The sequence below is a fragment of the Rhodococcus pseudokoreensis genome (genome assembly GCF_017068395.1).
Lineage (GTDB): Bacteria > Actinomycetota > Actinomycetes > Mycobacteriales > Mycobacteriaceae > Rhodococcus_F > Rhodococcus_F pseudokoreensis.
The window spans coordinates 82,700-108,430 of record NZ_CP070614.1 but is presented as its reverse complement, the minus strand read 5'-3'; the positions used below and the strand labels follow the sequence as shown (position 1 = coordinate 108,430).

The 25,731-nt window shown below is 66.2% G+C and carries 23 protein-coding genes and 4 pseudogenes; 14 read left to right on the top strand and 13 right to left on the bottom strand.

All coding sequences use genetic code 11. From position 1 onward, the window contains the following. The first annotated feature begins 29 nt into the window (after positions 1-29). The gene (locus JWS13_RS00470; RefSeq protein ID WP_005261786.1) at positions 30-911 is read left to right on the top strand and encodes a hypothetical protein; all 882 of its coding nucleotides are present in this window, start codon (positions 30-32) and stop codon (positions 909-911) included. 53 nt (positions 912-964) lie between these two features. Next, positions 965-2,851, top strand: a complete 1,887-nt coding sequence (locus JWS13_RS00465; RefSeq protein ID WP_005261784.1) for a phosphoenolpyruvate carboxykinase (GTP) — start codon at positions 965-967, stop codon at positions 2,849-2,851. A 243-nt stretch (positions 2,852-3,094) separates the two neighbouring features. Here JWS13_RS00465 and JWS13_RS46605 read toward each other — a convergent pair. Then, positions 3,095-3,445: pseudogene (locus JWS13_RS46605) on the bottom strand (IS110 family RNA-guided transposase); the annotation flags it as partial. Positions 3,446-3,827: 382 nt separating this feature from the next. Further along, positions 3,828-4,430, bottom strand: coding sequence for an Rv1733c family protein (locus tag JWS13_RS00460; RefSeq protein WP_005261783.1), 603 nt, complete (start codon positions 4,428-4,430; stop codon positions 3,828-3,830). Positions 4,431-4,818: 388 nt separating this feature from the next. Between JWS13_RS00460 and JWS13_RS00455 the strand changes: the two genes are divergently transcribed. The 3 genes and pseudogenes from JWS13_RS00455 (at position 4,819) to JWS13_RS00445 (ending at position 7,640) form a co-directional block, all read left to right on the top strand. After that, positions 4,819-5,112 (top strand): hypothetical protein, encoded by a 294-nt coding sequence (locus tag JWS13_RS00455; protein WP_005261781.1) that lies wholly within the window; start codon positions 4,819-4,821, stop codon positions 5,110-5,112. 99 nt (positions 5,113-5,211) lie between these two features. Beyond that, positions 5,212-5,859, top strand: a complete 648-nt coding sequence (locus JWS13_RS00450; RefSeq protein WP_005261779.1) for a response regulator transcription factor — start codon at positions 5,212-5,214, stop codon at positions 5,857-5,859. 42 nt (positions 5,860-5,901) lie between these two features. Next, positions 5,902-7,640, top strand: a pseudogene (locus JWS13_RS00445) (GAF domain-containing sensor histidine kinase). Between the two features lie 286 nt (positions 7,641-7,926). Here the strand turns inward: JWS13_RS00445 and JWS13_RS46300 are convergent. Continuing rightward, on the bottom strand, positions 7,927-8,166 hold the full coding sequence (locus tag JWS13_RS46300; RefSeq protein ID WP_394855789.1) for a hypothetical protein: 240 nt from the start codon (positions 8,164-8,166) through the stop codon (positions 7,927-7,929). On the opposite strand from JWS13_RS46300, the gene JWS13_RS46295 reads away from it, so the two are divergent. From JWS13_RS46295 to JWS13_RS00420, 5 genes are all read left to right on the top strand, one after another. Next, positions 8,062-8,313 carry a phosphoenolpyruvate carboxykinase domain-containing protein gene (locus JWS13_RS46295; RefSeq protein WP_394855786.1) on the top strand — a complete coding sequence of 84 codons (252 nt, stop codon included), beginning with the start codon at positions 8,062-8,064 and terminating at the stop codon, positions 8,311-8,313. The two genes, JWS13_RS46300 and JWS13_RS46295, sit on opposite strands and share 105 nt — an antisense overlap. A gap of 233 nt (positions 8,314-8,546) precedes the next feature. Then, entirely contained in the window at positions 8,547-10,286 is a 1,740-nt protein-coding gene (locus JWS13_RS00435; RefSeq protein ID WP_206003920.1) for a SulP family inorganic anion transporter, read from the top strand. After that, a complete protein-coding gene (locus JWS13_RS00430) occupies positions 10,283-10,708 on the top strand; it encodes a DUF5313 family protein (RefSeq protein ID WP_005261775.1) in 426 nt (141 codons plus the stop codon). The genes JWS13_RS00435 and JWS13_RS00430 overlap by 4 nt, the downstream gene beginning before the upstream one ends. A 260-nt stretch (positions 10,709-10,968) precedes the next feature. Beyond that, positions 10,969-11,157 (top strand): hypothetical protein, encoded by a 189-nt coding sequence (locus tag JWS13_RS00425; RefSeq protein WP_005261771.1) that lies wholly within the window; start codon positions 10,969-10,971, stop codon positions 11,155-11,157. Positions 11,158-11,349: 192 nt separating this feature from the next. After that, positions 11,350-11,571, top strand: a complete 222-nt coding sequence (locus JWS13_RS00420; RefSeq protein ID WP_005261769.1) for a hypothetical protein — start codon at positions 11,350-11,352, stop codon at positions 11,569-11,571. A gap of 113 nt (positions 11,572-11,684) precedes the next feature. On the opposite strand, the pseudogene JWS13_RS00415 reads toward JWS13_RS00420, so the two are convergent. The 3 genes and pseudogenes from JWS13_RS00415 to JWS13_RS00405 all read right to left on the bottom strand — a co-directional run. Beyond that, positions 11,685-12,003: pseudogene (locus JWS13_RS00415) on the bottom strand (universal stress protein); the annotation flags it as partial. A gap of 550 nt (positions 12,004-12,553) precedes the next feature. After that, on the bottom strand, positions 12,554-13,018 hold the full coding sequence (locus JWS13_RS00410; RefSeq protein ID WP_005261756.1) for a pyridoxamine 5'-phosphate oxidase family protein: 465 nt from the start codon (positions 13,016-13,018) through the stop codon (positions 12,554-12,556). Between the two features lie 64 nt (positions 13,019-13,082). After that, positions 13,083-13,400, bottom strand: a complete 318-nt coding sequence (locus JWS13_RS00405) for a hypothetical protein (RefSeq protein ID WP_005261754.1) — start codon at positions 13,398-13,400, stop codon at positions 13,083-13,085. 147 nt (positions 13,401-13,547) lie between these two features. Here JWS13_RS00405 and JWS13_RS00400 point away from each other — a divergent pair, with 147 nt between their 5' ends. Next, complete coding sequence (locus JWS13_RS00400; RefSeq protein ID WP_005261752.1) at positions 13,548-13,982, top strand: pyridoxamine 5'-phosphate oxidase family protein; 435 nt, start codon at positions 13,548-13,550, stop codon at positions 13,980-13,982. A gap of 727 nt (positions 13,983-14,709) precedes the next feature. Here JWS13_RS00400 and JWS13_RS45155 read toward each other — a convergent pair. The 3 genes and pseudogenes from JWS13_RS45155 to JWS13_RS00390 all read right to left on the bottom strand — a co-directional run bounded on the left by JWS13_RS45155 (position 14,710) and on the right by JWS13_RS00390 (position 16,961). Further along, positions 14,710-15,134: pseudogene (locus tag JWS13_RS45155) on the bottom strand (hypothetical protein). A gap of 131 nt (positions 15,135-15,265) precedes the next feature. Beyond that, on the bottom strand, positions 15,266-16,486 hold the full coding sequence (locus JWS13_RS00395; RefSeq protein ID WP_005261750.1) for a globin domain-containing protein: 1,221 nt from the start codon (positions 16,484-16,486) through the stop codon (positions 15,266-15,268). A 1-nt stretch (position 16,487) separates the two neighbouring features. Continuing rightward, positions 16,488-16,961, bottom strand: a complete 474-nt coding sequence (locus tag JWS13_RS00390; RefSeq protein WP_005261749.1) for an RrF2 family transcriptional regulator — start codon at positions 16,959-16,961, stop codon at positions 16,488-16,490. Here JWS13_RS00390 and JWS13_RS46290 point away from each other — a divergent pair. From JWS13_RS46290 to JWS13_RS00380, 3 genes are all read left to right on the top strand, one after another. Beyond that, on the top strand, positions 16,918-17,652 hold the full coding sequence (locus JWS13_RS46290) for a CDP-alcohol phosphatidyltransferase family protein (protein WP_368680376.1): 735 nt from the start codon (positions 16,918-16,920) through the stop codon (positions 17,650-17,652). The two genes, JWS13_RS00390 and JWS13_RS46290, sit on opposite strands and share 44 nt — an antisense overlap. A gap of 178 nt (positions 17,653-17,830) precedes the next feature. Beyond that, entirely contained in the window at positions 17,831-18,163 is a 333-nt protein-coding gene (locus JWS13_RS00385) for a cupin domain-containing protein (protein ID WP_005261743.1), read from the top strand. A gap of 100 nt (positions 18,164-18,263) precedes the next feature. Beyond that, on the top strand, positions 18,264-18,809 hold the full coding sequence (locus JWS13_RS00380; protein WP_157792750.1) for an oleate hydratase: 546 nt from the start codon (positions 18,264-18,266) through the stop codon (positions 18,807-18,809). A gap of 172 nt (positions 18,810-18,981) precedes the next feature. Here the strand turns inward: JWS13_RS00380 and narI are convergent, their stop codons facing one another. Genes narI through JWS13_RS00360 form a run of 4 tightly spaced genes read right to left on the bottom strand, consistent with a single transcriptional unit; the run spans position 18,982 to position 25,720 of the window. Further along, entirely contained in the window at positions 18,982-19,713 is a 732-nt protein-coding gene (gene narI / locus JWS13_RS00375) for a respiratory nitrate reductase subunit gamma (RefSeq protein WP_005261738.1), read from the bottom strand. Further along, on the bottom strand, positions 19,714-20,379 hold the full coding sequence (gene narJ / locus JWS13_RS00370) for a nitrate reductase molybdenum cofactor assembly chaperone (RefSeq protein WP_037205867.1): 666 nt from the start codon (positions 20,377-20,379) through the stop codon (positions 19,714-19,716). It lies immediately after the preceding gene. Next, positions 20,376-22,034, bottom strand: coding sequence for a nitrate reductase subunit beta (gene narH, locus JWS13_RS00365; RefSeq protein ID WP_005261734.1), 1,659 nt, complete (start codon positions 22,032-22,034; stop codon positions 20,376-20,378). Before narH ends, narJ begins: the two co-directional genes overlap by 4 nt. Then, positions 22,034-25,720 carry a nitrate reductase subunit alpha gene (locus tag JWS13_RS00360; RefSeq protein ID WP_005261733.1) on the bottom strand — a complete coding sequence of 1,229 codons (3,687 nt, stop codon included), beginning with the start codon at positions 25,718-25,720 and terminating at the stop codon, positions 22,034-22,036. The genes narH and JWS13_RS00360 overlap by 1 nt, the downstream gene beginning before the upstream one ends. Between the last annotated feature and the right edge of the window lie 11 nt (positions 25,721-25,731).

The window sequence follows — 25,731 nt, the reverse complement described above, 5'->3', positions numbered from 1 at the left end:
TCTCTCGGATCCGGAAAGAGAAGTGGGCGGTGACGAACAATCACGACGATCGCGCCAGCGGACCGTCCGACGGACCCGGGATCGCGTTGACGGGAATCGCGGTCGCGGTGCTCGCCATGTCCGCCACCCGCTCGCCCAGCACGGGGACGATGCGGACGCGGACCCCGTGGGCCGCGATGGAGGACTACGCGGCCCTCATCCGGGAGCAGACTCCGATGCGCGCGCTCAGCCTTCCGGTGACCACGAGCGACCCGCACGTGCTGACCGCGCGCATCCTGGGACTCCCGACGGGGGTGTCCGCGGTGTTCGTGGTCGGGTTGGGGCACCGGGAGTCCGCGGCGGTGGCGCGTGAGGTGACCGAACGCGGCGGGCCCGTGGTCCTCACCGAACTGGACGTGCTGACGGCGGCCGTGGCGGCCGCGACGATCACCACCCTGCGCCGCCGCGGCGTCCCGCCACGCGCGGGCCGGGTCGTCATCACCGGCGCGTCGTGGGCGCCGCTGCTGGCACCGGTGTTGATCGCCTCGGGGGTCGGGGATCTGAGCAGCTGGCACGAGCGTGACGCCGAGGCGTTCCCGCTGCGCCGGTTGATGGACCACAACGACGTCCTGATCGATCTCACCGGCTGCGCCCCCGAGGGTGCGGCGCCCGGGCGCACGGTGGCGGTCCCCGCCGACGGCTTCCCCTACGGCGCGCTGGTGCTGCCCGGGCTGCTCGCCGCGCTGTGTGGACACGAGGTGCGGACCTTGACGGTCGAGGCCGTTGCCGCCTGTGTGCGGGCGCTGGCGCTGATCACCCCCGCCGACCAGCTGCTGCCGTCCATCGATGACCGGCTGCTGGTCTCCGCCATCGCCCGCCACGTGAGCCGTGCCCTCGGCCATCCCGTCCCCTATCGCGATCAACATCGTTGATCCACCCGCCGCAGGCACCACATTGTGTCGAATAGTTTTGAAGGAGAACACCCGTGAGCACCCCCACCGCCCCCACCACACATCCCGCCGTCGTGTCCTGGGTAGAAGACGTCGCCGACCTCACCGCCCCCGACCGTGTGGTGTGGTGCGACGGCAGCGCCGACGAATGGGACCGGCTGACCACACAATTGGTGGACAAGGGCACCTTCGTGCGACTGGAGCGCAAACCGAACTCCTTCTGGTGCGCCTCCGACCCCGAGGACGTGGCCCGGGTCGAGGACCGCACGTTCATCTGCTCCCAGTTCCAGGCCGACGCCGGTCCGACGAACAACTGGATGGACCCGGTCGACATGAAGACGATGATGACCGAGCACTACCGCGGCGCGATGGCCGGCCGCACGATGTACGTCATCGCGTTCTGCATGGGCCCCCTCGATGCGGCCGAGCCGAAGTTCGGGGTCCAGATCACCGACTCCGAGTACGTCGCGGTCTCGATGCAGATCATGACCCGCTCCGGCACCCAGGTCTGGGACACGCTCACCCCGGGCACCGAATTCGTCCGATGCCTGCACTCGGTCGGCGCCCCGCTCCGCGAGGGGCAGACCGACACACCGTGGCCGTGCGACCACACCAAATACATCTCCCACTTCCCGGAAGAGCGCACCATCTGGAGTTACGGATCCGGCTACGGCGGCAACGCCCTGCTCGGCAAGAAGTGCTACGCGCTGCGGATCGCGTCGAAGATGGGCAAGGACGAGGGCTGGCTCGCCGAGCACATGCTCATCCTCAAACTCACCTCCCCGCAGCAGAAGGTGCACTACGTCGCCGCGGCGTTCCCCTCGTCCTGCGGCAAGACCAACCTCGCGATGCTCGACCCCACCCTGGACGGATGGACCGCCGAAACGATCGGCGACGACATCGCCTGGCTGCGGTTCGGTGACGACGGCCGACTGTATGCGGTCAACCCGGAGGCCGGGTTCTTCGGTGTCGCCCCCGGCACCGGCGTCCACACCAACCCGCACGCCATGGCCACCATCGAGCAGGGTAACTCAATCTTCACCAACGTCGCCCTCACCGACGACGGCGACATCTGGTGGGAAGGGCTGACCGACACCCCGCCGGCCCACCTGACGGACTGGAAACGACGGGACTGGACCCCGACCTCCGGGGAGCCGGCCGCGCACCCGAACTCCCGGTACTGCACCCCCATCGCCCAGTGCCCGACCGTCGCCCCCGAATGGGACGATCCGGCCGGGGTGCCGATCTCGGCGATCTTCTTCGGCGGCCGCCGCGCCACCACCATCCCGCTGGTCACCGAATCATTGAGTTGGCGGCACGGGGTGTTCCTGGCCGCCACCCTGTCCTCGGAAACCACCGCCGCCGCCACTGGAAAGGTCGGTGTGGTGCGCCGCGACCCGATGGCGATGCTGCCGTTCGTCGGCTACCACGTCGGCGACTACTTCCAGCACTGGCTCGACATCGGCGCGAAGACCAGCCCGGAGCTGCTGCCGAAGATCTTCTACGTCAACTGGTTCCGCCGCGGCGATGACGACAAATTCCTCTGGCCCGGCTTCGGCGAGAACTCCCGGATCCTCGAGTGGGCGCTGCGGCGCATCGAGGGCACCGCCGAAGCCGAGGCGACCCCACTCGGCCACGTGCCCACCCCGGGCGACCTCGACCTGACCGGCCTGAAGTTCGACCACACCACGATCGCCGCCGCGCTGCGGGTGGACCCCACCGAATGGGTCACCGAACTTCGGCTGATCGACGAGTGGTTCGCCACCATCGGCGGCAACAGACTGCCCCACGTCCTACGCGAGGAACTCGCCGCCCTCCGGCAGCGCCTCGCCGCGTCCGGTTACGCCGCCCCCACCGATCCCCGGCGCGCCCCCGCCGCCTCCGAGAACGGGGAATCCCGGTGGGCGCAGCCCCGCTTCTGACAACGACCGCGCAACGGTGGAGCGCGTCACGGTCGGTGTTCGCGCGACCGGGGTGTCGGCCCGAACCCGGGGCCGCCGGAAACGCGCTGACACCGTTGACCGGTGCCGGCCACAACCAGGCCGCCGCGCAGGGCAATCGAGGTTACCTGCGCCACTGACCGGAAACGCCTCTGGTGAGTGGGCAGGCGACGGCACCCGCCCGAGCTTGGGGAGCCGGGTTCGGTTGTGGCGGTGGGCATGGGGTCAGGCAGCGGGTTCTAGCGTGACGCGGTAGCCACGCGCGGCGAGTTGGGCGATGCGATTGCAGATTGCGTGCGGTGTGGAGCCGGAGGGTGTGGCGGTCGGTCCCGAGGTCACGGAAGCGGGCGCCGGCGTCGGCGAGCAGGTGCCAGACGATGACGAGGATCGAGCGGGCAACCGCGAGGAGCGCTGTGAGCTTGCCCGCGCCGCGGGACGATGCGCCGGTCGCGTTCGCCGAGGAAAGCTTCGGTCGTGGCGGCGGCGTTGGCTGCCTCGCCGAGCACGCCGTTCAGGTAGGGATTTGCCTTTGCCGGACTTGCCGGCGGGCGATGTGGCTGCGGACTGGAGAATTCTTCGACCGGATATACGCGGCCGACGTCACCGACATCCGAGGAGGGCGACGTCCGAGTGAATCCACTGGGCAGCCATGGCCGGAAGTATCGACCTGCTTCAGCGTGGTTTCACCGGACTTGAACCCGTGGTGATCGACTCGTTGTCGGTCCAGCACGGACCAGCCCGCCTGGCGTGCTTGAGGTTTCCGATCGTCTATCGCGGTCACCAACTGCGACCGAGGATAAGCGGGTGAGGCGCTTCGGTCAGCACGGGCGCCGGAAGTCAACGCGCGGTGAAGATCTCCTGCCACGACCGCGTTGTCCGAGTCGAGCAGCGGTGGGTGCACGGTCATTCTGAGCCAGGTATCGTCCGCGCCCCGGTCCACGACCGGCGCACCAGTGTGTCAGCTCACCGGCCAGCCCGGTGTTCGGCCGAAATCCCTCCATGCGCGATCCCACTGGCGGATCCGGCTTCGTCCATTCATCCACCGCACCCCCACGTACAACAGCAGGGAGCAGACCGCCGCCACCGTCCAGAGCAACAGGGCCGCGCTCACCGCGATCGCCGCGTTCTCCACTCCCGACCTGGGCTCGTCGACAACGTTGCCGTTCATGTCTACCCACACAGTGATGGTGTCGCCCCGGTGCGTTCCGGGTCTGATCTCCACATCAGTCGAGCGCAGGACACCGTCCGGCGCAGTCCACTGAACCGTCGCACGGCCCTGCATTTCCGGGGAACGGCTGGGCGCGTCCGCGACCACCACGTGTCGCGGATCATCGATGACAACGGCTGACTGCGCATGCCTGGTCCGGAGTTCGGCGTGGGACCGTTCGTTCAAACTGGTGTACGTCACGGTTCCGAGCGCCGCTGCGAACGGGACCACCATCAGGATGAAGGTGATCAGGACGGCCGCGACGACGGAATCGCAGCGGTCCGTGGCCCGCATGAGGGGATTTCGGCTCCAGGGCGCCAGACGCCACCAGCGCAGTACCTGATCGGTGGTCATCACATTCCTCCTCGGACCGCCGTTCTGCTTCACAGTCTTCCGCACACGAGGCGGGCGGGCTAGGGCACAAGGTCATTGACACCGGTGACCAGGGAAGTCCTTGTCGTTGCTGTGAGACGCTGCACGCACGAGGAACGTTCACATCCGACGCATTGGAGTGGCGGGATGCCGTGCCGTTGATCCCTTCCCCGAACATCGGCGCAGCCACAGCGCCGAGGCCCACCAGACCTCGGATCGGTGGTCGAAGATGACAGTAATCGCGCCGTGGTACCGCGGGGTCCCGAGAAGTGTGACCTTTGGCCCTGGAAAAGCGCTCGCCGCTATCGCACCGTGGGGGAAGAGGCCGACGCACGAGATCGGAGCCACCCGTCGGCAAAGGAGGGAGGACATGATGTTCGAAGGTCATTCCACCGCATCGCGGCCACGCGACGACCGTCACCGGCGCGACGACGTACCCGGGGAGTTCCTGTACCTACGTCCCGCCGGGTTCGCACTTGCCGTGGTGTCGGGAGCAGCGGCCGCAGGCGTCGTCGTCCTGCCCGGCGCCTGGCTCGCAACCCCGCTCGTCGGAGTCGGCGCTGCCGCAACGCTCGTCGCCACCGTCGGTCTGGCGGCGGCGATGTTGATGCCGCACCGGTCACGCTGGCATGGACCGCGCCCGGACCGTCCGGCATCTCGATGAACACCGGAAGCCCGTCGACAGGGAAGCGCCGGACACTTCCTGTCGCCCGCGTAATCTGCGTTTCCGGACGGGGGACGCAGCCAGACCGGAGGTTGCCCCATGATCAGGGTATTTCTGGTGGACGACCACGAGGTCGTCCGACGCGGGATCGCGGATCTCCTGGCCTCCGATCCCGAACTGACGGTGGTCGGTGAAGCTGCCTCCTATGCGCAGGCGCTGGCACGGATCCCGGCCTTCAAACCCGACGTCGCGGTCCTCGACGTGCGCTTGCCCGACGGCAACGGAATCGAACTGTGCAGCGAACTGCACTCGCTGATGCCGGAACTGCATTGCCTCATCCTGACATCGTTCACCGACGAGCAGGCCATGCTCGACGCGATTCTCGCCGGGGCCAGTGGCTACGTCGTGAAGGACATCCGAGGTATGAAACTGACCCAGACGGTCCACGACGTGGCCGGCGGGAAGTCGCTCCTCGACAGCCGCGCCGCCGGCGCTCTACTCACCAAGATTCGCGCGGACGCCAGCGACAAGGAGGGAATTTTCGGGCACCTGACCAATCAGGAGCGGACATTGCTCGCCCTCCTCGGTGAGGGACTGACCAACCGTCAGATCGCTGCGCGGATGTTCCTCGCCGAGAAGACCGTCAAGAATTACGTGTCCCGGCTGCTGACCAGGCTGGGAGTGGAGCGCAGTACTCAGGCAGCGGTGCTCGCCACGAAGATGCAGTCGAAGCAGTCCGGCACCTGACGAGAGTAGTTCCGACACTTAACGATGCCACTACAGGGGAGAATGAGTCGCGTGACCGGTCAATCGGATGAGCGCGACCGAGGGCCGCTACTCGGTGCCCTGTCCGAACTGAGGCTCCGGGAGCTCCTGACCGAGGTGCAGGACCGCATCGAGCAGATCGTCGATGCCCGAGATCACGTCGACGGACTGCTGGAGGCGATGCTCTCCGTCACATCCGAACTCGACCTCGACAAACACCCTCCGCACCATCGTCCATGCCGCGATCAATCTGGTGGATGCTCGCTACGGCGCGCTCGGGGTGCTCGCCCCCGGAAAGGGAGAGGGACTGAGCGAGTTAATCTTTGAGGGCATCGACGAAGCGAGACGCGAACGGATCGGCGACCTCCCCCGAGGCCGCGGGGTCCTCGGTGTCCTCATCACCGATCCGAAGCCGGTCCGGCTGGAGGACCTGTCTCACCACTCCGCCTCGGTAGGATTCCCACCCGACCATCCGCCGATGAAAACCTTCCTGGGAGTTCCCATTCAGATCCGCGACGAGGTGTTCGGGAATCTGTACCTCACCGAAAAGGCCAACGGTGCACACTTCACCGAGGACGACGAGGTCCTTCTCCGTGCGCTCGCGACCGCCGCCGGGATCGCGATCGAGAACGCCCGCCTGTACGAGGAGTCCCGGACGAGGCAAGCCTGGCTCGAGGCGACACGCGACATCGCGACCGAACTGCTCGCGGGCAGCGACACCGCCAAGGTGCTGCAGGTGATCGCCGACGACGCCCTCGCTCTCACCGGCGCCGACAGCGCCTTCCTCGCCGTGCCGGACGATCCCGACATGCCGTCGGACGACGTCACCGAACTCGTGGTCACCGCGTCGGCCGGGACGGTGCCGGATCGCATCATCGGCCGGACCATCCCACTCGAGGGTCGACGTCCGGTGAAGCATTCCGCGAGCGGACACCGCTCCGCGTCATCGCACTATCCTTCGACCCTCTGTGTTCGAGACAGGAACCCGGTTCGGTCCGGCACTGGTATTACCGCTGCGGGCAACGCATTCGGTGACAGAGGTGCTGGTGACGCTCCGTCACATCGACCCGCCGCCGTTCACCGATGACCAGCTGGCGTTGATGTCGGGGTTCGCAGATCAGGCGGCCGTCGCGCTGCAGCTCGCCAACAGTCAACGCCGAATGCGTGAGCTCGACGTCCTCTCCGATCGCGACCGCATCGCCCGCGACCTCCACGACCACGTCATCCAGCGCCTGTTCGCGGTCGGCCTCTCACTGCAGAGCACCTTGCAGCGGACGAAGGCACCGATCGTCAAACAGCGACTCATACAGTCGGTCGACGACCTTCACGACATCGTGCGTGATATTCGTACCGCCATCTTCGACCTTCACGGCGGTTCGGGTGGCATGACCCAGTTCCGGCGGCGGTTGCACGACATCGTCGCCGAGGCCACCGCGGATTCCGGGCTCCGCACGACCGTGCACATGTCCGGGCCGCTGTCCGTCATCGACGCCGCGCTCGCCGAACATGCCGAGGCAGTCCTGCGTGAGGCGTTGAGCAACGCGGTCCGGCACGCATCGGCCGACACCGTCACCGTCAGCATCGCCGTGTACGACGATCTCGCCATCGAGGTCGCGGACAATGGAACCGGCATCCCCGAGAACGTCCCCCGGAGCGGCTTGGACAACCTGGTGGCCCGGGCACGGGAAGTGAACGGGCACTGCGCCGTCGACGCGACCCCCGCCGGCGGAACCACGCTTCGGTGGTCCGCTCCGCTCCCCTGAACCGGGTTCGGTCTCGGCCCCGCCCACCAAGGTGGAACCTTCTTCCCTACGCCCGTGATGGGTGCACCGCGACGATGAGAGGAAGCTCAGACTTTCCGCCCGCACTTTTCCTCGAGGAGACCACCATGACCGCCGCCGCCCCTATTGTTGTCGGAACACAAGTTCTTCGTCACCCCCCCAACGGTCCGTGGGCCGCGCCTATCGGTGATCGCGACCAGTTCGTGCCCCGGCACCTACGGTGTCCCGATCGGCAGGCCGACGAGCTCTTCGACGACGAGGAACGCGTTCACACCAGCCTTTTCACAGGTCGCCCGTGGACCGCAGTGACCGCCAGCCCTGGACAGGTTGGCGGGGTCGGCAGGAAGCCCCGGCCGGTGAACTCCTCGAACATCGAAAACGGCAGCGACCATCGTCGGCTCGAATCAAAGATCTCTACGTCAACTGGTTCCGTCGCGGCGATGACGACAAATTCCTTTGGCCCGGCTTCGGCGAGCTCCCGGATCCTCGAATAGGCGTTGCGGCGCATCGAGGACACCGCCGATCGCCGGCGCGCCCCCGCCCCCGCCGCCTCCGAGGACGGGGAATCCCGTTGGGCGCAGCCCCGCTTCGGGCAACGACCGCGCAACGACTGCACTCGTTGGCGCGCTCTCTCCTTGCTGTGTGTATCGGGTGAGTGGAGCGCGTCACGGTCGGTGTTCGGGCCACCGCGGGTCGGCCCGAACGCGGGACCGGATACGAGCTGACACCGTCGACCGGTGCCGGCGACAACCAGCCGCCGCGCCACCGGCAGGCCCACTATGCGGGTTACCCACATCACTCCACTTTCGATGATGACTACTTGCTAACATTAGCAACTATTGAGCATATGGCCCGCCGACCGCTGACCGCCACTACCGAGGAACGTCGATGACCGAACCATCCACCCCCACCGGCCCGGCCGACGCGACCGAGAGCCCCCTCGTCCGGGCCGCGCGGTCGGTGGCCGCGCTGCTGCCGCGCTGGGGTGAGTGGAAACCCGCGGCCGGTGCCCCGGCCGCGGACCTGCTGGCCGGGCTGATCGTCGCGCTGGTGGCGCTGCCGCTGGCGTTGGGGTTCGGGATCAGCTCCGGCCTCGGCGCCGCCGCGGGCCTGACGACGGCGGTCATCGCCGGGGCGGTGGCGGCCGTCTTCGGCGGGTCCCGCTTTCAGGTGTCGGGCCCGACCGGTGCGATGACCGTGGTGCTGGTGCCCATCGTCGCCCAGCACGGGCCGACCGGGGTCCTCGCGGTCGGGCTGATCGCCGGGGTGGTGCTGGTCGTTCTGGCGTTCGCCGGGGTGGGCCGGGCCGTGCGCTACATGCCGGCCCCGGTGATCGAGGGATTCACCGCCGGGATCGCCGTCGTCATTGCCCTGCAACAGGTCCCCTCCGCGCTGGGCATCACCGGCGCCGCCGGGGAGAAGGTGTGGCAGAGCGCCGCCGACGCCGTCCACCGGTTCGCCCAAGCCCCCTCCGTGCTGACCCCGGCGACCGCACTGGCGGTGGCCGGGGTCATCCTCGTCGGCGGCCGCTACCTCCCCCGCGTCCCGTTCTCCCTGATCGCGGTCGCCGCCGCCACCCTGATGGCGCAACTCTTTCGCCTCGACATCGCCCGGATCGGCGCCATTCCGGCCGGGTTCGCCGCGCCGACCCTGAGTTTCCTGCACCTCGGCGAGCTGACCTCGCTGATCGCCCCCGCCCTGGCCGTCGCCGCGCTGGCGGCACTCGAGTCCCTGCTGTCGGCGACCGCCGCCGACTCGATGGCCGTGGGAGCCCGCCACAACCCGGACCGGGAACTGTTCGGGCAGGGGCTGGCGAACATCGCCGCCCCCCTGTTCGGTGGCGTGCCCGCCACCGGCGCGATCGCCCGCACCGCCGTCAACGTGCGCTCCGGCGCCCGCACCCGGCTCGCGGCGCTGACCCACGCCCTCATCCTCGCGGCGATCGTGTATCTGGCCGCCGGGCTCGTCGCCGACATCCCGCTCGCCGCCCTGGCCGGGGTGCTGCTGGCGACCACGGTGCGGATGGTCGAAACCGCGTCGATCCTGGCCATCACCCGAGCTACCCGCGCCGACACGATCGTCATGGTCGCCACCTTCCTGGTCACCGTCGTCTTCGACCTGGTCACCGCGGTCGCCGTCGGGGTCGGATTCGCCGCGATCCTCGCCCTGCGAGCGGTCGCCCAATCCGCCCGCATCGAACAGGTCCCGCTCGAAACCGACGACCACCTGGTCGAGGAACACGACCTGCTCCGCGAGCACATCGTCGCGTACCGGATCGACGGCCCCCTGTTCTTCGCCGCCGCGCACCGGTTCCTGCTCGAGCTCGCCGACGTCTCCGAAGTGAAGGTGGTGATCCTGCGCATGTCGCGGGTCACCGCGATCGACGCCACCGGCGCGATCGTCCTCAAGGACGTCATCACCAAACTCGAGCACCGGCACATCACCGTCCTGATCTCCGGAGCCAAACCCGAACACCTCCGCCCCCTCAAGGCCCTCGGGGTGTTCACCACCACAGACAGCGACCACCGTCACCTCTTCGACACCACCCCGCGCGCCATCGCCTACGCCCGCCAGCTCGTCCTACCCGAACACCAGTACACCTCCACCACGAACGAGGACCGATCATGACCGAGAACACCGCAGACAACACGACCCCCACCTCCGACCCCACCGCCACACCCGAACCCACTGCGCGGCAACGCCTCGGCTACGTCCTGGGCAGAACTCTGCCCGCCGAGCTGCACCCGTGGGTCATCGAGGACACGACCGGCCCCGGCGCCACCCGCCGCTACGCCACCCGCTGCCTCATCCCGCTGATTCCCATCCTCGCCGGGCTCGTGCTCATTCCCGGCCCCTGGATCATCCGCACCGGCATGGTGCTGCTGCTGTTCCTGCCGTTCGTGTACTTCCTTCTCGCCCTGAAGAACATCTACCTCCGCCACCGCCTTGTCAGCCACGGCCTCGACCCCGCGCTCCTCAACACTCACAAACGACGGCGACTCGACCAGGAGCAGGCCTCCTACGAATCTCGCTACCGGTCGGCCCCCTGAACCAGCAAGACCCCCGGTGCACACCAGATCCTGGGGTGTGCACCCCGTTCACTACCAATCGATTAATTGCTAATCTTCATAAGTAGAAAACTGGAAGTGACGGTGAACTGGGGTGGGGTCATGCGCCTCCCGGATCGAGCGACCGGGAACCGGGACACGGCGAAGCCACTCAGGCTGGGCCGGAGCGCATGTGGTGGTGGCCCCCACATCCGTCCGGCAGTGCGCCCGGTCACCGGCCACGCCCGCGAGGGAAGAACGTCATGCCACATTTCCGATACGTCGGCACCCACGAGAGACTCCATCTCGGCGCTGCGACCCGAATGATCAACTACGGCGACATCGTCGCCGCGCGAACCAATCCCGATCCGCGCTACTTCGAGCTGGTGGAACCGAACCAGATCACGGAACGGTTGAGCCACCGAACAATGGGAGCGCCGAAACGCGAGTAATTCCACACACGCGAAGATCGGGTCGACAGCGTTCTCCCGCGCCTTCCCTCGCCCGACCCCCGTCCTACCGCCGTAGCCCGCGCGGCGACGCCGGAACCACCGCCGAGATCACCGACCGCGGAAACCCGCGCACCAACCCCACAGAAGCCAGGACCCGATGACAACCCGCACCATCCACGCCACCGATCTGCAGTGGCACTCACTCGCCCTAGGATCCTCGAGTGGGAAGACGTCGACAACCCCGAACCGACCCTGAGCGAGTGGAGCACCGAACTCGCCGCCGCGGCCACCGGGATCGACCGCCGAATCAGCTGGAACCCCACACAGAACACCGCCACCGCCCCCGAAGACGTCGACCTGCCCCAGATCGAACACACCCTCCGCGGCGCCGTACGCCGCCTCGCCCGCGGCTGACCCCTCCATCCCGCCCACAGCGGGGTCCGATGTCCATCTCCCGACCGCGTATAGATCACGGACTCACGGCGTCGGGGGTCGGTGCGGATCCGGAACTCGCTGTGGCAGCTCACTCAGCGCCCGGGCGCCGGTGGCGCGGCCCTAATGTGTTCGGGGACCAGGACAACCGGACGGCGGCCGTGATGGATCAGCTGCGAAGACACCGACTCCCCCACGCCCGCTCGAGGACGGACACCAGCCCGCCCCGCGAGCTCCCGATGATGATCATCAGGGCGTCATTCGCATCGGCGATCGTCGCCGACAGGTTCGCCGGGTTGCCCTCATCGCAGTAGTAGCTCCAATTCCCCGGCAGCGAACCAAGCATGGTGCACGCCTCCGTCCGTTCCCCTCGACCGTCTCGACGATGCGACGTTCCCAATCGTCCCGGTCCGGGTGGCCGAGCTGCTGTCCGGGAGCTGCGTCCGGTCACCTTCGCCGCCATCGGGGCGAAGTCGTCATCCCCACCGACGACGAGACGTTCGAACGCTTCGACGGGGAGTTTCTTGCATTCGAAGCGGGGGACAACGATCTGATCACCCGAATCGGATGGAGCGCAGTTGCCATGGGCCACCTACGTGTCCTTCGCGGAAACCATGGCCAGATTCCACGATCGGAGCGCGGTCCCGTGGTCGATCCATCCCGGCGACAACCACCTCATCATCGACATGGAATACGTGAGCGGCCGACGCGTCACGCTGTTACGCCGTCACGGTGACAACCGATGAAGGACTCTGGTGCCCCAGACACCGAACTGGCGTGGCAACTTTTGATCTTCAAATCGGCGAACAGCCGCTCGACAAGGCTCAGCCAGGACCTACTGGTGACATGGATTCAGCGTGAGCGGTGCGCCGCCAGCCATCGCTCGGCCGCCGGCTCCTTGTTCGTGGACGCATTGTCCATCAACAGGTCTAATCCCTACGTCAGTGGACGTTGCAGTCCACACCTACTCCGAAGGCGAACGTCGCACGCTCGAGAAGGGAGTTCGCCAAACGGTCGGGTCGACAACCGGAAACCGGCGGCCGGTCACCAGGGTGGGAACGAGTCGGATGAAGAGATTCTTCGTCCCGGCCTGCCACGGAAAGAGCGGCAAATCCACGGTGTCCATCAACTCATCGATCTCACGGATCCCTTCGGCCCGCCCCTTGATCACCACGCTCCACGCTTCGCGCGATCGGGTCTCGTAGCCGTCGACTTCCAGCGCGACCGGGGCATCCGACACCGCAGCGGACACCTTGGTACCTCGCCCGGATCTAAATACGATGGTTCCGTGATCGACCGCATAATTGAGGGGGAAGATATCCGGGTGGTCGTCCACCCACACGGCAAGGCGGCCAACACTCTCGGTCCGGAGCAGCGCCCAGCATTCGTTGACGGCAAGTTCCGTGACGCTTGGGTCATCGCTTCCCATCGCCTTTGCCTCCTGTTGTGGCATCAGTCCGGTGCCGTCGATCTTCCCGGCGCGGCTATCCGCCTCACCGAGAATGTCGCGTACAGCAGCAGCATGATCGTGGCGTGCTCGTGAACGGCTGGTTGTACTGCTCGTTCAACAGGAACTGTAGACCCCGCACTGTCCGCTCGGCTCGGATCAGCATGGCGATGAGTCCGCCGACCATGAAGAATACGAAGGTGGTGGCCGGATACATCTCACCGAGGGTCGTCGGGGCGGTCGTGGTGATCAGGCGGTAGCGGGTGGATCCCTCGCGGCGATGCCACGCCGGGTAGGGGCTCCCCGCGTAGAGCGGGCGCACCCCGTGGTCGTCGTCGCGACCTCCCGATTCGACATCTGACAAAACTCTTCCGGACACCGGTAGACCTGCGACACTGCGAGCACAGCGGGAAGCGCAGATCGACACCGAGCGTCCCTATCCCCGGCGGCAGCGCACCATCAGCTGGCCCAACGTGCTGACAATGACGGTCTCCGGGTGCCATCATCAAGTATGGGCTATGACACGGATGCGGCAGCCGAGCAACCGATCACCGAGCTGACCTCGGAGGAGAGCTGGCAGTTGCTCGGCTCGGGCGCCTTGGGGCGGCTTGCCTTGAGCGTGTCCGGGAGGGTCGACATCTTTCCCGTCAACTACGTCGTCCACGAGGGCAAGGTGTACTTCCGAACCGCGGAGGGAACCAAGCTCGTCGAACTCACCATCCACCGGGACGTCACCTTCGAGGTGGACGAGATATCCGAGAACACGGGGTGGAGCGTCATCGTCCACGGCACCGCGCGGCGACTTCAGAAGCTCAGCGAGGTCGCCGCAGCCGACGAGTTGCCTTTGCGGTCATGGCTGGCCACACCCAAATTCAATTACGTCGAGATCACGCCCACCGAGATCACCGGCCGCCGCCTCGTCTTCGGCAACGAACCGGACCGCTGAACCGCCAGAGCTGCCTCTCTCCTCCGCGCTGCCACCCCGAACGGTCCTGCAGTGACGACCGTGGTGCCACGGCACGCGGCCGCGAGCGCGGTGAGGCAATGGGCACGGCGCCAGGTACTTTCTGCCTGAGACGCCGGCGAGTCGGGTTGGGATCGGGCCGCGTGTTCCCCTCGCGATACCCGGTCCGAGACCGATGGGCAATGCGACGGCGGAGCCGTGGGCAGGCAGTTCGGTGATGTCTACGGCGTCCAGCAATCGGCGCCGCCTTCCGAGCAAGCGCGACGTCGGGACCCCTGGTGGCGGTGCCGCCCTGGAGCGACTTCGCCCTCGCCACAGTCTTCACGAGGGACCTTGACGACCGCGATCTCGAAAGGCCACGATCGCCACGCGGAGCAGGCGTTCTCTCCGAGCGGCAGGCTGGTGCGACACCAACCCCGGTGTGGCCGTTCGAAGGTCGTGGTCCGGGATCGACCGCTGCACCACCTCGACGAGCAGTCACGGCACGCGCACTTGGTTGTCACGGCAGCCGGGGACGTGGCGGATCGGCCGCCCCCCTGCTTGGCTCCCTGGCAGTGCCGGGCAACACGCCTCCCAATGCCCGGTCATGATCGCCCCAACCCGATGAACCGCCGCTGCCCTGCACCTTCGGGCGCCTCGCTGGCAGCAGACCAGCGCAGTCGACCGTCGAGCACAGGCTCACCGTGTGCGCGGATCGCCGGGAGGCCACCTACGCACCAAGGAGAAGGATCCCGGTCGTGAGGAGCGCGAGGACCTTCACTGTTTCCAACCCGACATAGACGTGATGCGCGCGTGAACGGGAAACATCTTCGCCGGCCAGGACCCGGTTGGACCGACGCGTCAGCCAGGGACGAACACCGGCTACTTGCACGATGAGCACCGTCACCGCGGTCATCGCGGCAGCTACCGCCCCAGCCGGTGGACCGCCAACGATGACTGTGGCGACCAGTACTGCCGCCCAGGCAATCTCGATGCAGTTCAGGGCACGGAAGACGAGGCGTCCGATTCCTCATCCAACCCGCACCGTCACTCCGGGCGCGCGGAATTTGAGCGGCGCCTCCACGAGCGAGATGGCCGACACCATTCCAGCCATACGAAGGCCACAGCGATCGCGACGGCCTGCACGGTTGCCATGTCGGGTCCTTCCCGCTCTGCGCGCCGAGTCGGTGAGGGTGCTCACGAACGCGTTGGCGCGGTCATTTAGGGATGGTTCTCCGTAGCACCCCCGATGCAGACGGCGCCGGGGGTGGTACGCGGCGCGCTGCTTACGCCGGGGCGGCCGCCCAGCTGTCCGGGCCGAAGACCTCGTAGTGGATGTTCTCGGCCGGCACCTGCTTCGCGAGTAGCGCCTCACGCATGCCGAGCATGAACGGCAGCGGACCGCACAGGTAGGCCCGGGTACCCGGTGCGATGGTGACCTCGCCGAGATCGGCGCGGCCTTCCCGAAGGTGGCCTTCGGGGCGGCGGGCGCCGAGGTCTTCGTACCAACGGTGCATGACCGCGAACGGCAGACGTTCCACCAGTTCGGTCAACTCGGCACGGTGCGCGTGGTTGCTGGGCGAGCGGTCGGCATGCAGCACCGAGATCGGACGAGAGTCCTCGGTGTCGGCGAGGTGACTGAGCATCCCCATCATCGGCGTGCAACCGATGCCGGCGGACACAAGGAGCAGCGGAGCGTCGTCGTCCTGGAGTACCAGGTCACCGAACGGCGTGGTCACGTTCAGCATGTCACCTTCGAACACGTTGCGGAACAGGAAGTTCGACACCTCCCCGGCCGGCATGACTCCGTCCGGCAGGCTCTGGGCGTCGACGCGCTTGACGGTGATACGCCAGTCGTCGCTCGACGGTGCAGAGGAGAGGCTGTACTGGCGGATCTGCCGCGCACCGTCCGGGAGATGGACACCCACCGACAGATACTGCCCCGGAGCGAAGGACGGCAACGCCGCGCCGTCCGCCGAGGTGAGCACGAAGGAGACGGTGTCGGCCGACTCGTGGCGCCGGTCGCGAACGCGCACCTGGCGCCACACATCGCCCACCGCGACACCCGCAGCCTGATAGAGACCGGCTTCCATCGAGATCAGCGTCTCGGCCATCAGCCAATACACCTCGTCCCAGGCGGCAGCGACCTCGGCGGTGACGGCGTCACCGAGCACCTCGACGATGGCCGCGAACAGGTGCGTGTGCACGATCGCGTACTGAGCGGGCTCGATCCCCAGTGAGGCGTGCTTGTTCGCGATCCTCGACAGGATGAGATCGACACGGGCCTGATCGGGCTCCAATTGGAGAGCCGCGAACGCGGCGATGGCGCCGGCCAGCGCCTTCTGTTGGCCTCCCTGCTGCTGGTTGCCGCGGTTGAACAGGTCACGTTCCAGTTCGGGGTGCGCAGCGAACATCTTGCGGTAGAACAGCGTCGTGATGTCGTCGATGGCAGCACCGACCGCGGGCAGGGTGGCGCGGATCATCTCGGTCGAGGTGGGCGAAAGCATGTCATTCTCCGATCGTGGAAGAAATTTGGGGGTCGGTGCCGACCGGACGGGGCAGGGCGAGCAGAACCGTTCGGGTGGGAGCCTGGGTGAGGTCTTCGATCGTGAGAGTGTCCAGTGACTCGAAGAAGGCCTCCTGGGCGCGGCGCAGCGCCGACCGCAGCAGGCAACCCGACCGCAACGGACACGGATTGACGCCGTCGCATTCGACGACCTCCGCCTCTCCCTCGAGGCGGCGCGCGAGCCATCCGACCGAGGCGGTGCGGCCCAGTTCGGTGATGGCCAGCCCACCTCCGCGGCCGCGTCGTGCATCGACGATGCCGAGTTCCGCGAGTCGGGTGATCACCTTCGCCGCGTGTGCGTACGACACCGACAATTCATCGGCGATATACCGGCTTCCGGGGCGGTCACCGTCCGCGGCAACGGCGAGTCGCATGACGACCCGCAGTCCGAGGTCGGTGAACCGGGTGAGTTGCATGACCCGACCGTACGTTAATGCGCATCTAACATACCACTTATGTGACCGGTATTACGCGGCCGGGTGTGAACGGAGGTCGGTACGGTCGGGCTCCTCACGTGGCCGAGCCATGGCACGCTTCGCGGGAACCGGCGTCAGGTCGGTCACTGATTCGATCGCTGGCGAGAGCGGCCTGCCGGGCCTTTTCCGCCGGTGCATGCCGTACTGCTCGTCGACGGCCGCAGCGCTCCCGCAACTGGGAGTACTCGCCGCCGCCTCGGATGCGCTCGACGGGTTCCTGGCCAGACGGTGGCACGCCGTCAGCACTGCGGACGGCCAGCTCGATGTGTGCGCAGACCTGGCGATCTTGGTCGGAGGTTACGGCGCCCTCGGACTGAGCGGATTGATCCCCGGCTGGCCGATGCTGCTGCCGGTGGGTTCTTCATCGCCTTCGTGTGCTCCTCCACCCGGACCGGACCGGTCGACGACCCGGTGGGGGGTTCTACGCTCCGCTGGCACTGCTGATCCCGGTCCTCACTGGCGCATTACCGGACGCTGCCCTGATCGCAGTCCTGCTCACAGTTCTTGCCTTCGCCTCCGCCCTCACGGTGGGGTTCGATGGGCGCCAATGCGGTACGGCACTCGATCTAGGAGTGCTCCTACCACCGCTACCGGGCGAGATCCCAGCCATCGGACGCGGACACCGGTATGAGAGCCAACGGCGAATACCCCACTCCGCCAGCACCGTGTGGCACAAAGAGACCGAGAGCCGGACTCGGTAGCGTGGACGGCAGAACCGCGAAGGAAGGAGCTGCATGTGCGCTTCTCAGGTGAGCCGGTTCATCCGATGACGGGGTTTGATCTGAAGACCCACAAGGAAGGCACGCAACATGGAGAAAATGTCACTGACAGCCCTGGCGCGGCAGCAACTCGAGCTCGCGAGCACCGCGTCGAGCGGTCGCAGCGCTCGCACGATCTACGGCGGTCATGAGCACGTTCTGCGCCAAACCTTGATAGCACTCGCTGCGGGGCAAAAGCTCGACGAGCACGAAAACCCAGGCGAGGCGACTGTTCAGGTCCTGCACGGGCGGGTCCGGCTCAGTGCCGGTGAGAACAGCTGGGAGGGCTCGCCCGGAGACCTGTTGATCGTGCCCAACGCACGGCACTCGCTGGAAGCCCTCGACGCTGCCACCGTGTTGCTTACCGTCGCGAAGCTGGGTTAGGACAGGGTTAGGACCAACACCCATCCGGAAGATCTGCAAACGCGACCGTTCAGCGGCAAAGGCAGCCGCACTTCAAACAGCAAACCCGAGGATCAGATCGTTGTCTGGGTCAACTCGCTGTCACGGACGCGCCGGCGACTACGTGAACACACCCCTGCGCGGGTGCACAGGCGAGGAGATCACCCAACAATTGGTCTACCCACTGGGTGTCCCGGTCGACGAGTTCTCCGAGCTCTCCGAGCTCGCTGCGCACACCGCGAAGCGCGTGAGGATGCCCTACAGTGACCTCGTACTTCATGCCACGCCAGGCCGGTGCCGGCCAGATGTCGTACCCGAGGGCGCGGTGAACTTCGCCTTCATCGGTCAGTTCGCCGAGACAACACGTGAGTGCATCTTCACCACCGAGTACGTCGGACGCACCATGAAGGCGGCATATCAACTGCTCGGCAGCGAACGCGGAGTCCCCGCAGTGTTCAACTCCCCCTATGACGTTCACGCACTGCGGGCCACAACGAGCAACAAACTCCCGCGACGGACAGGATCTGGGGCAGCCCGGCCGCGGTTGCTGCGCAAGAAGCTGATGGCGAAGCTGGATGCGACCGAGATCGGAGATCATCTCAGGGAGCCCAAATTGCTTTCCGACTAGCCGTATCGGACCCGATGCATCGAGCCTGATGGGTTGCCCGGACACCGTCACGGGGTCAATCTCACTCTCCCTGAGGCCGGACTCCCCATAGGGACGAGGGCAATTGATAGGAGTGTTATGCCGGCTTCGAGGACGTTCATTCCGGCTTTCGAAGTCCTGGTGGGGTGCCACGTCACCATCCGCGTCGGTGCGGTTGCGATCCGATCAGTTCACCTGTCGCGGCTGTGTCTCTGCTGCGATACACGATGTACGGCCGGAACAGATACGCCACCGGGGCGCTGAACGCGTGCACAAGACGGGTGAATGGCCAGAGCGCAAACAACGCAAGGCCGATCAGGACGTGGATTTGATATTGAATCGACGCTTGCACCATCAGGTCTCCACGCGGGTGCAGAATCCAGATCGACCGGAACCACGGGGAGACCGTTTCACGGTAGTTGCCTGCCTCACCGGCGATCCCGGTGCCCAAGACGGTGGTCGTAAGACCGGCAACGATTGCGGAGAGCAGCACCAGGTACATCAGTTTGTCGTTCCACGTCGTCGCCATGAACACCGGCCCACGCGTGCGTCGGCGGTACACCAGCAATCCGGCACCCACCAGCGTCGCTACGCCCGCAACTCCACCCAGTACCAGGGCCTGCACGTGGTAGTCGTGTTCGCTCAGCCCGATCGCATCGGTCCAGGACTGCGGGATCACCAACCCGATGATATGGCCGACAATGACCACTAGAATGCCGAAGTGGAACAGAGGGCTGCCAATCCTCAAAAGCCGGCTTTCGTAGAGCTGCGAGGATCGCGTGGTCCAGCCGAATTTGTCGTAGCGATACCGCCACCACGTGCCGACCGCCACGATGGCCAGCACCACGTAGGGGACGATGTCCCAGAAGATTTCTCCCGCAGACATTCAGCCAGCTCCTTCACGCCGCGGCGGCACTGTCAGGGTGAAGGTCTGCAACCCGACCGCCTCGACCGGGGGGCCCGCCAGCGCCAGGTCCCGCGCTCGCTTTTCATCGTGGCCGGTGGGCATGGGCAGGGTGTCGCAGACCGCGTCGAGTACGTGTCCGTACGGCGAGCGGGCCGCCGTCAGGGCTTCGTGCAGCAGCCCGATGGGGACGCGGTGCAACCTCATCAGCTCCATCCCGGCTGCGGGGTCGACAGTGGCCGCGAACTCGAGGAGCACCGCCAGATGGTCCGGCGACTCATCGCCTGGTGGTTGCACTCCGGCGGACCGGTAGGTGTGAGCGAACCGCAGGATGTCGTTGCCGCGGTTTCGGGTATCGCCGGAAGTCCAGTAGGTCAGGTACAGCGTGGTCCTGCGGCGCAGATCGAAAGTATCGACATACACTTCCGCCGCCGTGTGGGGGTCCGTATCGCGCAGAAACCGATACGTCGCATCGAGTGTGTCGCGCGCACCCGACGCCATGAGTGCTAGAAGCTGTTCGACGGTATCGAGGCGTCGGGTGTGCCCGTCGTCTGGATAGGCCAGGAGCAGGGACGACGCCTGCCACACCAACCGGTCGCGTACACGGCCCCCTCGACGCCGATCATGTTGCCGACCCAGAAGTTTCATCGTGGGCCCTCACTGCCGGGGAACATGCCGTCCGGTGTGCCCTTGCCGTCCCAGTTCAACAGATTCACCCGCGACGGGTGCCGAGAGTTCGCAGACATCTTCTCGGTGCTTTGCCGCTCCTTCAAGGCGTGGAAGGTTTCGACGGCAACCGGAACCGGTCCACCGCTTGCCTCGCCGAACGGGCCCGACTCGTACATGCCCGGTCCGCCGTCGAAGTCCAGCGAGCACTCCGTTGCCGTTTCTTCGAGCTTGTGCCCCTCCGTGGCGTAGGCCGAAGGAATCACGTACCGGTCGTCGTATTTCGCCAACGCCAACAGCCGATACATCTCGTACATCTGCTCCTCGCTCATCCCGACGGCCTGGGGAATGTGCGGTTGCGGTGCACGACCGAGGTTGATGTCACGCATGTACGAGCGCATCGCAGCCAGACGCTTGAGCACACCGTGGACGACGTCGGTGTCACCGGCGGTGAACAACTCGGCCAGGTACTCGATGGGGATGCGGAGCGATTCCAACGCCCCGAACAGATTCCCCACGTCCTCGCCGTCGTGTCCGTCGCGGGCCACGGCGTCCACGATGGGCGACAACGGTGGCACGTACCACACCATCGGCATCGTCCGGTACTCCGGATGCAGCGGCAGCGCCACCCGGTAGTCCTTGATGAGCGAATGGATCGGGGAACGCTGCGCAGCGTCGATCCACTCATCGGAGATGCCCTCGGCCCGGGCGCCCGCGACCACCTCGGGGTCGTTCGGGTCCAAGATGACGTCGAGATGGGCGTCGTACAGGTCGGTGTCCTTCTCGACAGACGCCGCCGCGAGCACCCGGTCCACGTCGTAGAGGATCAGACCGATATACCGAAGCCGCCCCACACAGGTCTCGGCGCACACCGTCGGAAGCCCGACCTCGACACGCGGATAGCAAAACGTGCATTTTTCGGCCTTGCCGGTCTTGTGATTGAAATACACCTTCTTGTAGGGGCATCCGGACACACACATGCGCCAGCCGCGGCACTTGTCCTGATCGACCAGCACGATTCCGTCTTCGGACCGTTTGTATATTGCGCCGGATGGGCACGACGCCGCACAGGACGGGTTCAGGCAGTGTTCACAGATGCGGGGAAGGTAGAACATGAACGTCTCTTCGAGCTGCAGTGTGATCTTCTCGCTGACCTTCTGCAGGATCGCATCGTCGGGCACGATCTCGGGGGAGCCACCGAGGTCGTCGTCCCAGTTGGCGGACCACTCCACCTTCATCGGTTTGCCGCTGATCAGGCTGCGCGGCGGTGCCACGGGAATATTGTCGCCCTGCGGGGCCGTGGTGAGGTTTTCGTAGTCGTAGGTCCAGGGTTCGTAGTAGTCGTTGATCGAGGGCATTTTCGGGTTGGAGAAGATCCGTGACAGTTTCTTGATCCGCCCGCCGTCCCGCAACCGCAGCCGCCCCTTCTTGTCCCGTACCCACCCCCCGTTCCATTTCTCCTGGTCCTCATACGTGCGCGGATAGCCCTGCCCGGGTCGGGTTTCGACGTTGTTGAACCACACGTACTCGGTGCCGGAGCGGTTGGTCCACGCCTGCTTGCACGTCACCGAGCAGGTATGACAGCCGATGCACTTGTCCAAGTTCATCACCATTGCGAGCTGTGCCATGACACGCATCAGTACGTCACCTCCTGTGAACGCCGCCGCACCACCGTCACTTCGTCGCGCTGGTTACCGGTGGGCCCGAGATAGTTGAAAGCGAAGGACATCTGCGCGTACCCGCCAGCGAGGTGCGACGGTTTGATCAGCAATCGGGTCAATGAGTTGTGGATTCCACCGCGCTTACCGGATTTCTCGGTCAGTGGCACGTCAATGGTGCGTTCTTGTGCGTGATAGACGAAGACGACACCGTCGGGCATGCGATGGGAGACGACAGCGCGGCACACGATGATCCCGTTGCGGTTCTCGGCCTCGACCCAGTCGTTGTCCTTCACCTCGATCTTCGCGGCGTCATTCGGGCTCATCCACATGGTGGGTCCCCCGCGGGAGAGGGACAGCATGAACAGATTGTCCTGGTATTCCGAGTGGATCGACCATTTGGAGTGTGGGGTCAGGTAGCGGACGGCCAGCCCGATGCCGTTCCTGTGGGTGCCCAGCTCGGGCCCTTCGAAGAGCCGTGCCATGTCCAGTGGCGGCCGGTAGATCGGCAACTGCTCCCCCAGTTCCTCGATCCAGTCGTGGTCGAGGAAGAAATGCATGCGGCCGGTCAGGGTGTGAAAGGGCTTGAGTTCTTCGATGTTCACCGTGAACGGCGCGTACCGGCGTCCCCCGGATTCACTGCCGGACCACTCCGGGCTGGTGATCACCGGCACGGGGCGGGACTGGGTGTCGGCGTACGTGATCCGACGTTCTTCGCTGCCTTCGGCGAGGTGCACCAGCGGGCGCCCGGTCCGCTTCTCGAGCTCCTCGAAGCCCTCGACGGCCAGTCGGCCATTGGAGGTACCGGACAGTGCGAGGATCGTGTCGCACATCTTTTCCGCGGTGTTCAATGCTGGCCGACCCGCGGCGGCACCGATATTCATCACTCCGTGTTTGGCCGCGAGTTCAGCCACTTCCTGATGGGGGTGAGTGGTTACGCCCTTGGTGATCAGGCCGACCTCCTCCACCAAGGGCCCCAGCGCCGCCCACTTGTCCGCGATCGCCGGGTAGTCTCGTTCGACGACGATCAACGGTCCCATCGTCCTTCCCGGGACCGGAGTCTCCCCCGCTGCACGCCAATCATGCTCAGTACCACCGGGATAGGCCATCGCGCCGGGGGTGTCGTGTTGCAGCGTCCCCATCACCACATCACGTCGAACACCGAGGTGCTTTGTCGCCATCGCGCTGAACGCCCGCGCCACCGCGCCGAACGCCTCGAAATCGGACCGCGTTTCCCAGGGCGGATCGATCGCCGGCGAGAACGCGTTGATGTACGGGTGCATGTCCGTGGTCGACAGGTCACCCTTCTCGTACCAGGTCGCGGCGGGCAGCACCACATCCGAGAGCAGCGTGGTCGAGGTCATCCGGAAGTCGATCGACATCAACATGTCCAGTTTGCCCTCGGGAATCTCGTCGGTCCACATCACGTCGCCCGGACGAAGGTCTTCCCGTGTCGGCTCGGCCGAAAGATTCGAATCGGTACCGAGTAGATGTTGCAGAAAGTACTCGTTGCCCTTGCTCGACGAGCCCAGCAGATTCGAGCGCCACACACTGAGCACCCGGGGCCAGTTCTGCGGATTGTCCGGGTCTGTGACCGCAAGCCCGAGCTCACCGCTTCCGAGTTGTTCGACGACGTGACCGATCACGTCCCGACCTTGCGCCGCGGCCTCGTCTGCCAGGTCGAGGCTGGACCGGTCGAACTGCGGATAGAACGGCGTCCACCCCATCGCCACCGCCGAGGCCATCACGTCCATGGTGTGCCGTCCGTGGAAACGCCCGCGCCCGGTGGGACTTGCGAGCGCGTCGGCGCGATATCCGTCATAGCGCCACTGATCGGTGTGCGCGTACCAGTAGGAGGTGCCCGCCATCTGCCTGGGCGGACGGGTCCAATCAGTACCCATGGCGACGGTCGTCCACCCGGTCAGCGGGCGGACCTTCTCCTGACCGACGTAGTGCGCCCAGCCGCCGCCGTTGCGACCCATCGCCCCGGTGAGGATCAGCAGGGCGAGCACCGCCCGGTAGGTGGTATCGCCGTGGAACCACTGGCAGATGCCCGCGCCCATGATGATCATCGAACGCCCGCCGGACTCGATGGCGTTGTTCGCGAACTCCCTGGCGATCCGGGTGACCTGCGTGGCGCTGACACCGGTGAGCGGTTCCTGCCACGCCGGGGTGTACGCGGTTCGAGGGTCGTCGTAGCCGGTGGGCCACTCGCCGGGGAGTCCGGACCGTTCGACCCCGTACTGCGCCAACATCAGGTCGAACACCGAGCACACCCGGTGCTCCCCCACCCGGCGCACGGGCACACCGCGCATGATGATCGTACCGTGGCCGTCGGTGGTGTCGAAATTGGGCAGGTGAACCACTGCGGTCTCACCGGTGGCGCCGTCGGCGGCGACGGTCAGGGCCGGGGCGAGGTCGCCGAGGTCGAGGTTCCATTTGCCGATGCCCTCGTCGCCGTAGCGGAAGCCGAGCGAACCATGCGGCACCACCACCGCGTTGGTTGCCCCGTCGACGAGCACCGGTTTGAACGCGGCGTTCTCACTGGTCTCGCCCAGGTCTGCGGCGGTCAGATTCTTCCCCGGCACGATCCGCCCGTCACGTTCTTCGAGTTTGACGAGGAACGGCAGGTCGGTGAACTGTCGGACGTAGTCCACGAAGAAGGGTTCACGCCTGGTGACGAAGAACTCGGACAAGATGACATGCCCCATTGCCATGGCCATCGCCCCGTCCGTACCCGCGGCACAGGGCATCCACTCGTCCGCGAACTTGGTGTTGTCGGCGTAGTCGGGGCTGATCGACACCACCTTGGTGCCCCGGTAGCGGACCTCGGCCATCCAGTGAGCGTCCGGTGTGCGGGTCACGGGAACGTTCGAACCCCACATCAGCAGATACGAGGCATCCCACCAGTCCCCGGACTCGGGAACGTCGGTCTGGTCACCGAACACCTGCGGAGAGGCCACCGGGAGGTCGGCGTACCAGTCATAGAACGAGGTCATGACGCCGCCGAGTAGTTCGATGAAGCGAGAACCGGCGGCGAAGGAGGCCATCGACATCGCGGGGATCGGGGAAAACCCGGTCACCCGGTCGGGACCGTACGTCTTGATGGTGTGCACGTGCGCGGCGGCGATCATCTCGGTGGCCTCGCCCCAGGACACACGCACCAGGCCGCCCTTACCGCGTGCCCGCTGGTAGGTTCGCCGTCGGACCGGGTCGGCTTGAATGTCCGCCCACGCCTCGACCGGATCGCCGACACGCTGTTTGGCCTCGCGGTACATCTCCACCAGCACACCGCGCGCGTACGGATAACGAACCCGAGTCGGCGAGTAGGTGTACCAGGAAAAGGCCGCGCCCCGGGGACATCCGCGGGGCTCGTACTCGGGCCGATCGGCGCCGACCGTCGGGTAGTCGGTCTCCTGGGTTTCCCAGGTGATAATTCCGTCCTTGACATAAATTTTCCACGAACACGAGCCGGTGCAGTTCACCCCGTGCGTCGATCGGACGACCTTGTCGTGACTCCACCGGTCCCGGTAGAAGATGTCGCCCTGGCGACCCCCCTCCCGGCTGACCGTACGCAGATCGTCCGACACCGTTCCCGGCGTGAAGAACCGTCCGCTCTTGAGCAACAGTTCTTCAGCCGCACCGCCGGTGTGATTGACAGCCACGTTTACGCCCT

What these genes read in the sequence shown, in the direction of transcription:
- JWS13_RS00460 (WP_005261783.1), bottom strand. Translation starts at nt 4,430, where the DNA reads ATGACCACCGATCAGGTACTGCGCTGGTGGCGTCTGGCGCCCTGGAGC.
- JWS13_RS00455 (WP_005261781.1), top strand. Translation starts at nt 4,819, where the DNA reads ATGATGTTCGAAGGTCATTCCACCGCATCGCGGCCACGCGACGACCGT.
- JWS13_RS00450 (WP_005261779.1), top strand. Translation starts at nt 5,212, where the DNA reads ATGATCAGGGTATTTCTGGTGGACGACCACGAGGTCGTCCGACGCGGG.
- JWS13_RS46300 (WP_394855789.1), bottom strand. Translation starts at nt 8,166, where the DNA reads ATGCGCCGCAACGCCTATTCGAGGATCCGGGAGCTCGCCGAAGCCGGG.
- JWS13_RS00435 (WP_206003920.1), top strand. Translation starts at nt 8,547, where the DNA reads ATGACCGAACCATCCACCCCCACCGGCCCGGCCGACGCGACCGAGAGC.
- JWS13_RS00430 (WP_005261775.1), top strand. Translation starts at nt 10,283, where the DNA reads ATGACCGAGAACACCGCAGACAACACGACCCCCACCTCCGACCCCACC.
- JWS13_RS00425 (WP_005261771.1), top strand. Translation starts at nt 10,969, where the DNA reads ATGCCACATTTCCGATACGTCGGCACCCACGAGAGACTCCATCTCGGC.
- JWS13_RS00410 (WP_005261756.1), bottom strand. Translation starts at nt 13,018, where the DNA reads ATGGGAAGCGATGACCCAAGCGTCACGGAACTTGCCGTCAACGAATGC.
- JWS13_RS00400 (WP_005261752.1), top strand. Translation starts at nt 13,548, where the DNA reads ATGGGCTATGACACGGATGCGGCAGCCGAGCAACCGATCACCGAGCTG.
- JWS13_RS00395 (WP_005261750.1), bottom strand. Translation starts at nt 16,486, where the DNA reads ATGCTTTCGCCCACCTCGACCGAGATGATCCGCGCCACCCTGCCCGCG.
- JWS13_RS46290 (WP_368680376.1), top strand. Translation starts at nt 16,918, where the DNA reads ATGACGACCCGCAGTCCGAGGTCGGTGAACCGGGTGAGTTGCATGACC.
- JWS13_RS00390 (WP_005261749.1), bottom strand. Translation starts at nt 16,961, where the DNA reads ATGCAACTCACCCGGTTCACCGACCTCGGACTGCGGGTCGTCATGCGA.
- JWS13_RS00385 (WP_005261743.1), top strand. Translation starts at nt 17,831, where the DNA reads ATGGAGAAAATGTCACTGACAGCCCTGGCGCGGCAGCAACTCGAGCTC.
- narI (WP_005261738.1), bottom strand. Translation starts at nt 19,713, where the DNA reads ATGTCTGCGGGAGAAATCTTCTGGGACATCGTCCCCTACGTGGTGCTG.
- narJ (WP_037205867.1), bottom strand. Translation starts at nt 20,379, where the DNA reads ATGAAACTTCTGGGTCGGCAACATGATCGGCGTCGAGGGGGCCGTGTA.
- narH (WP_005261734.1), bottom strand. Translation starts at nt 22,034, where the DNA reads ATGCGTGTCATGGCACAGCTCGCAATGGTGATGAACTTGGACAAGTGC.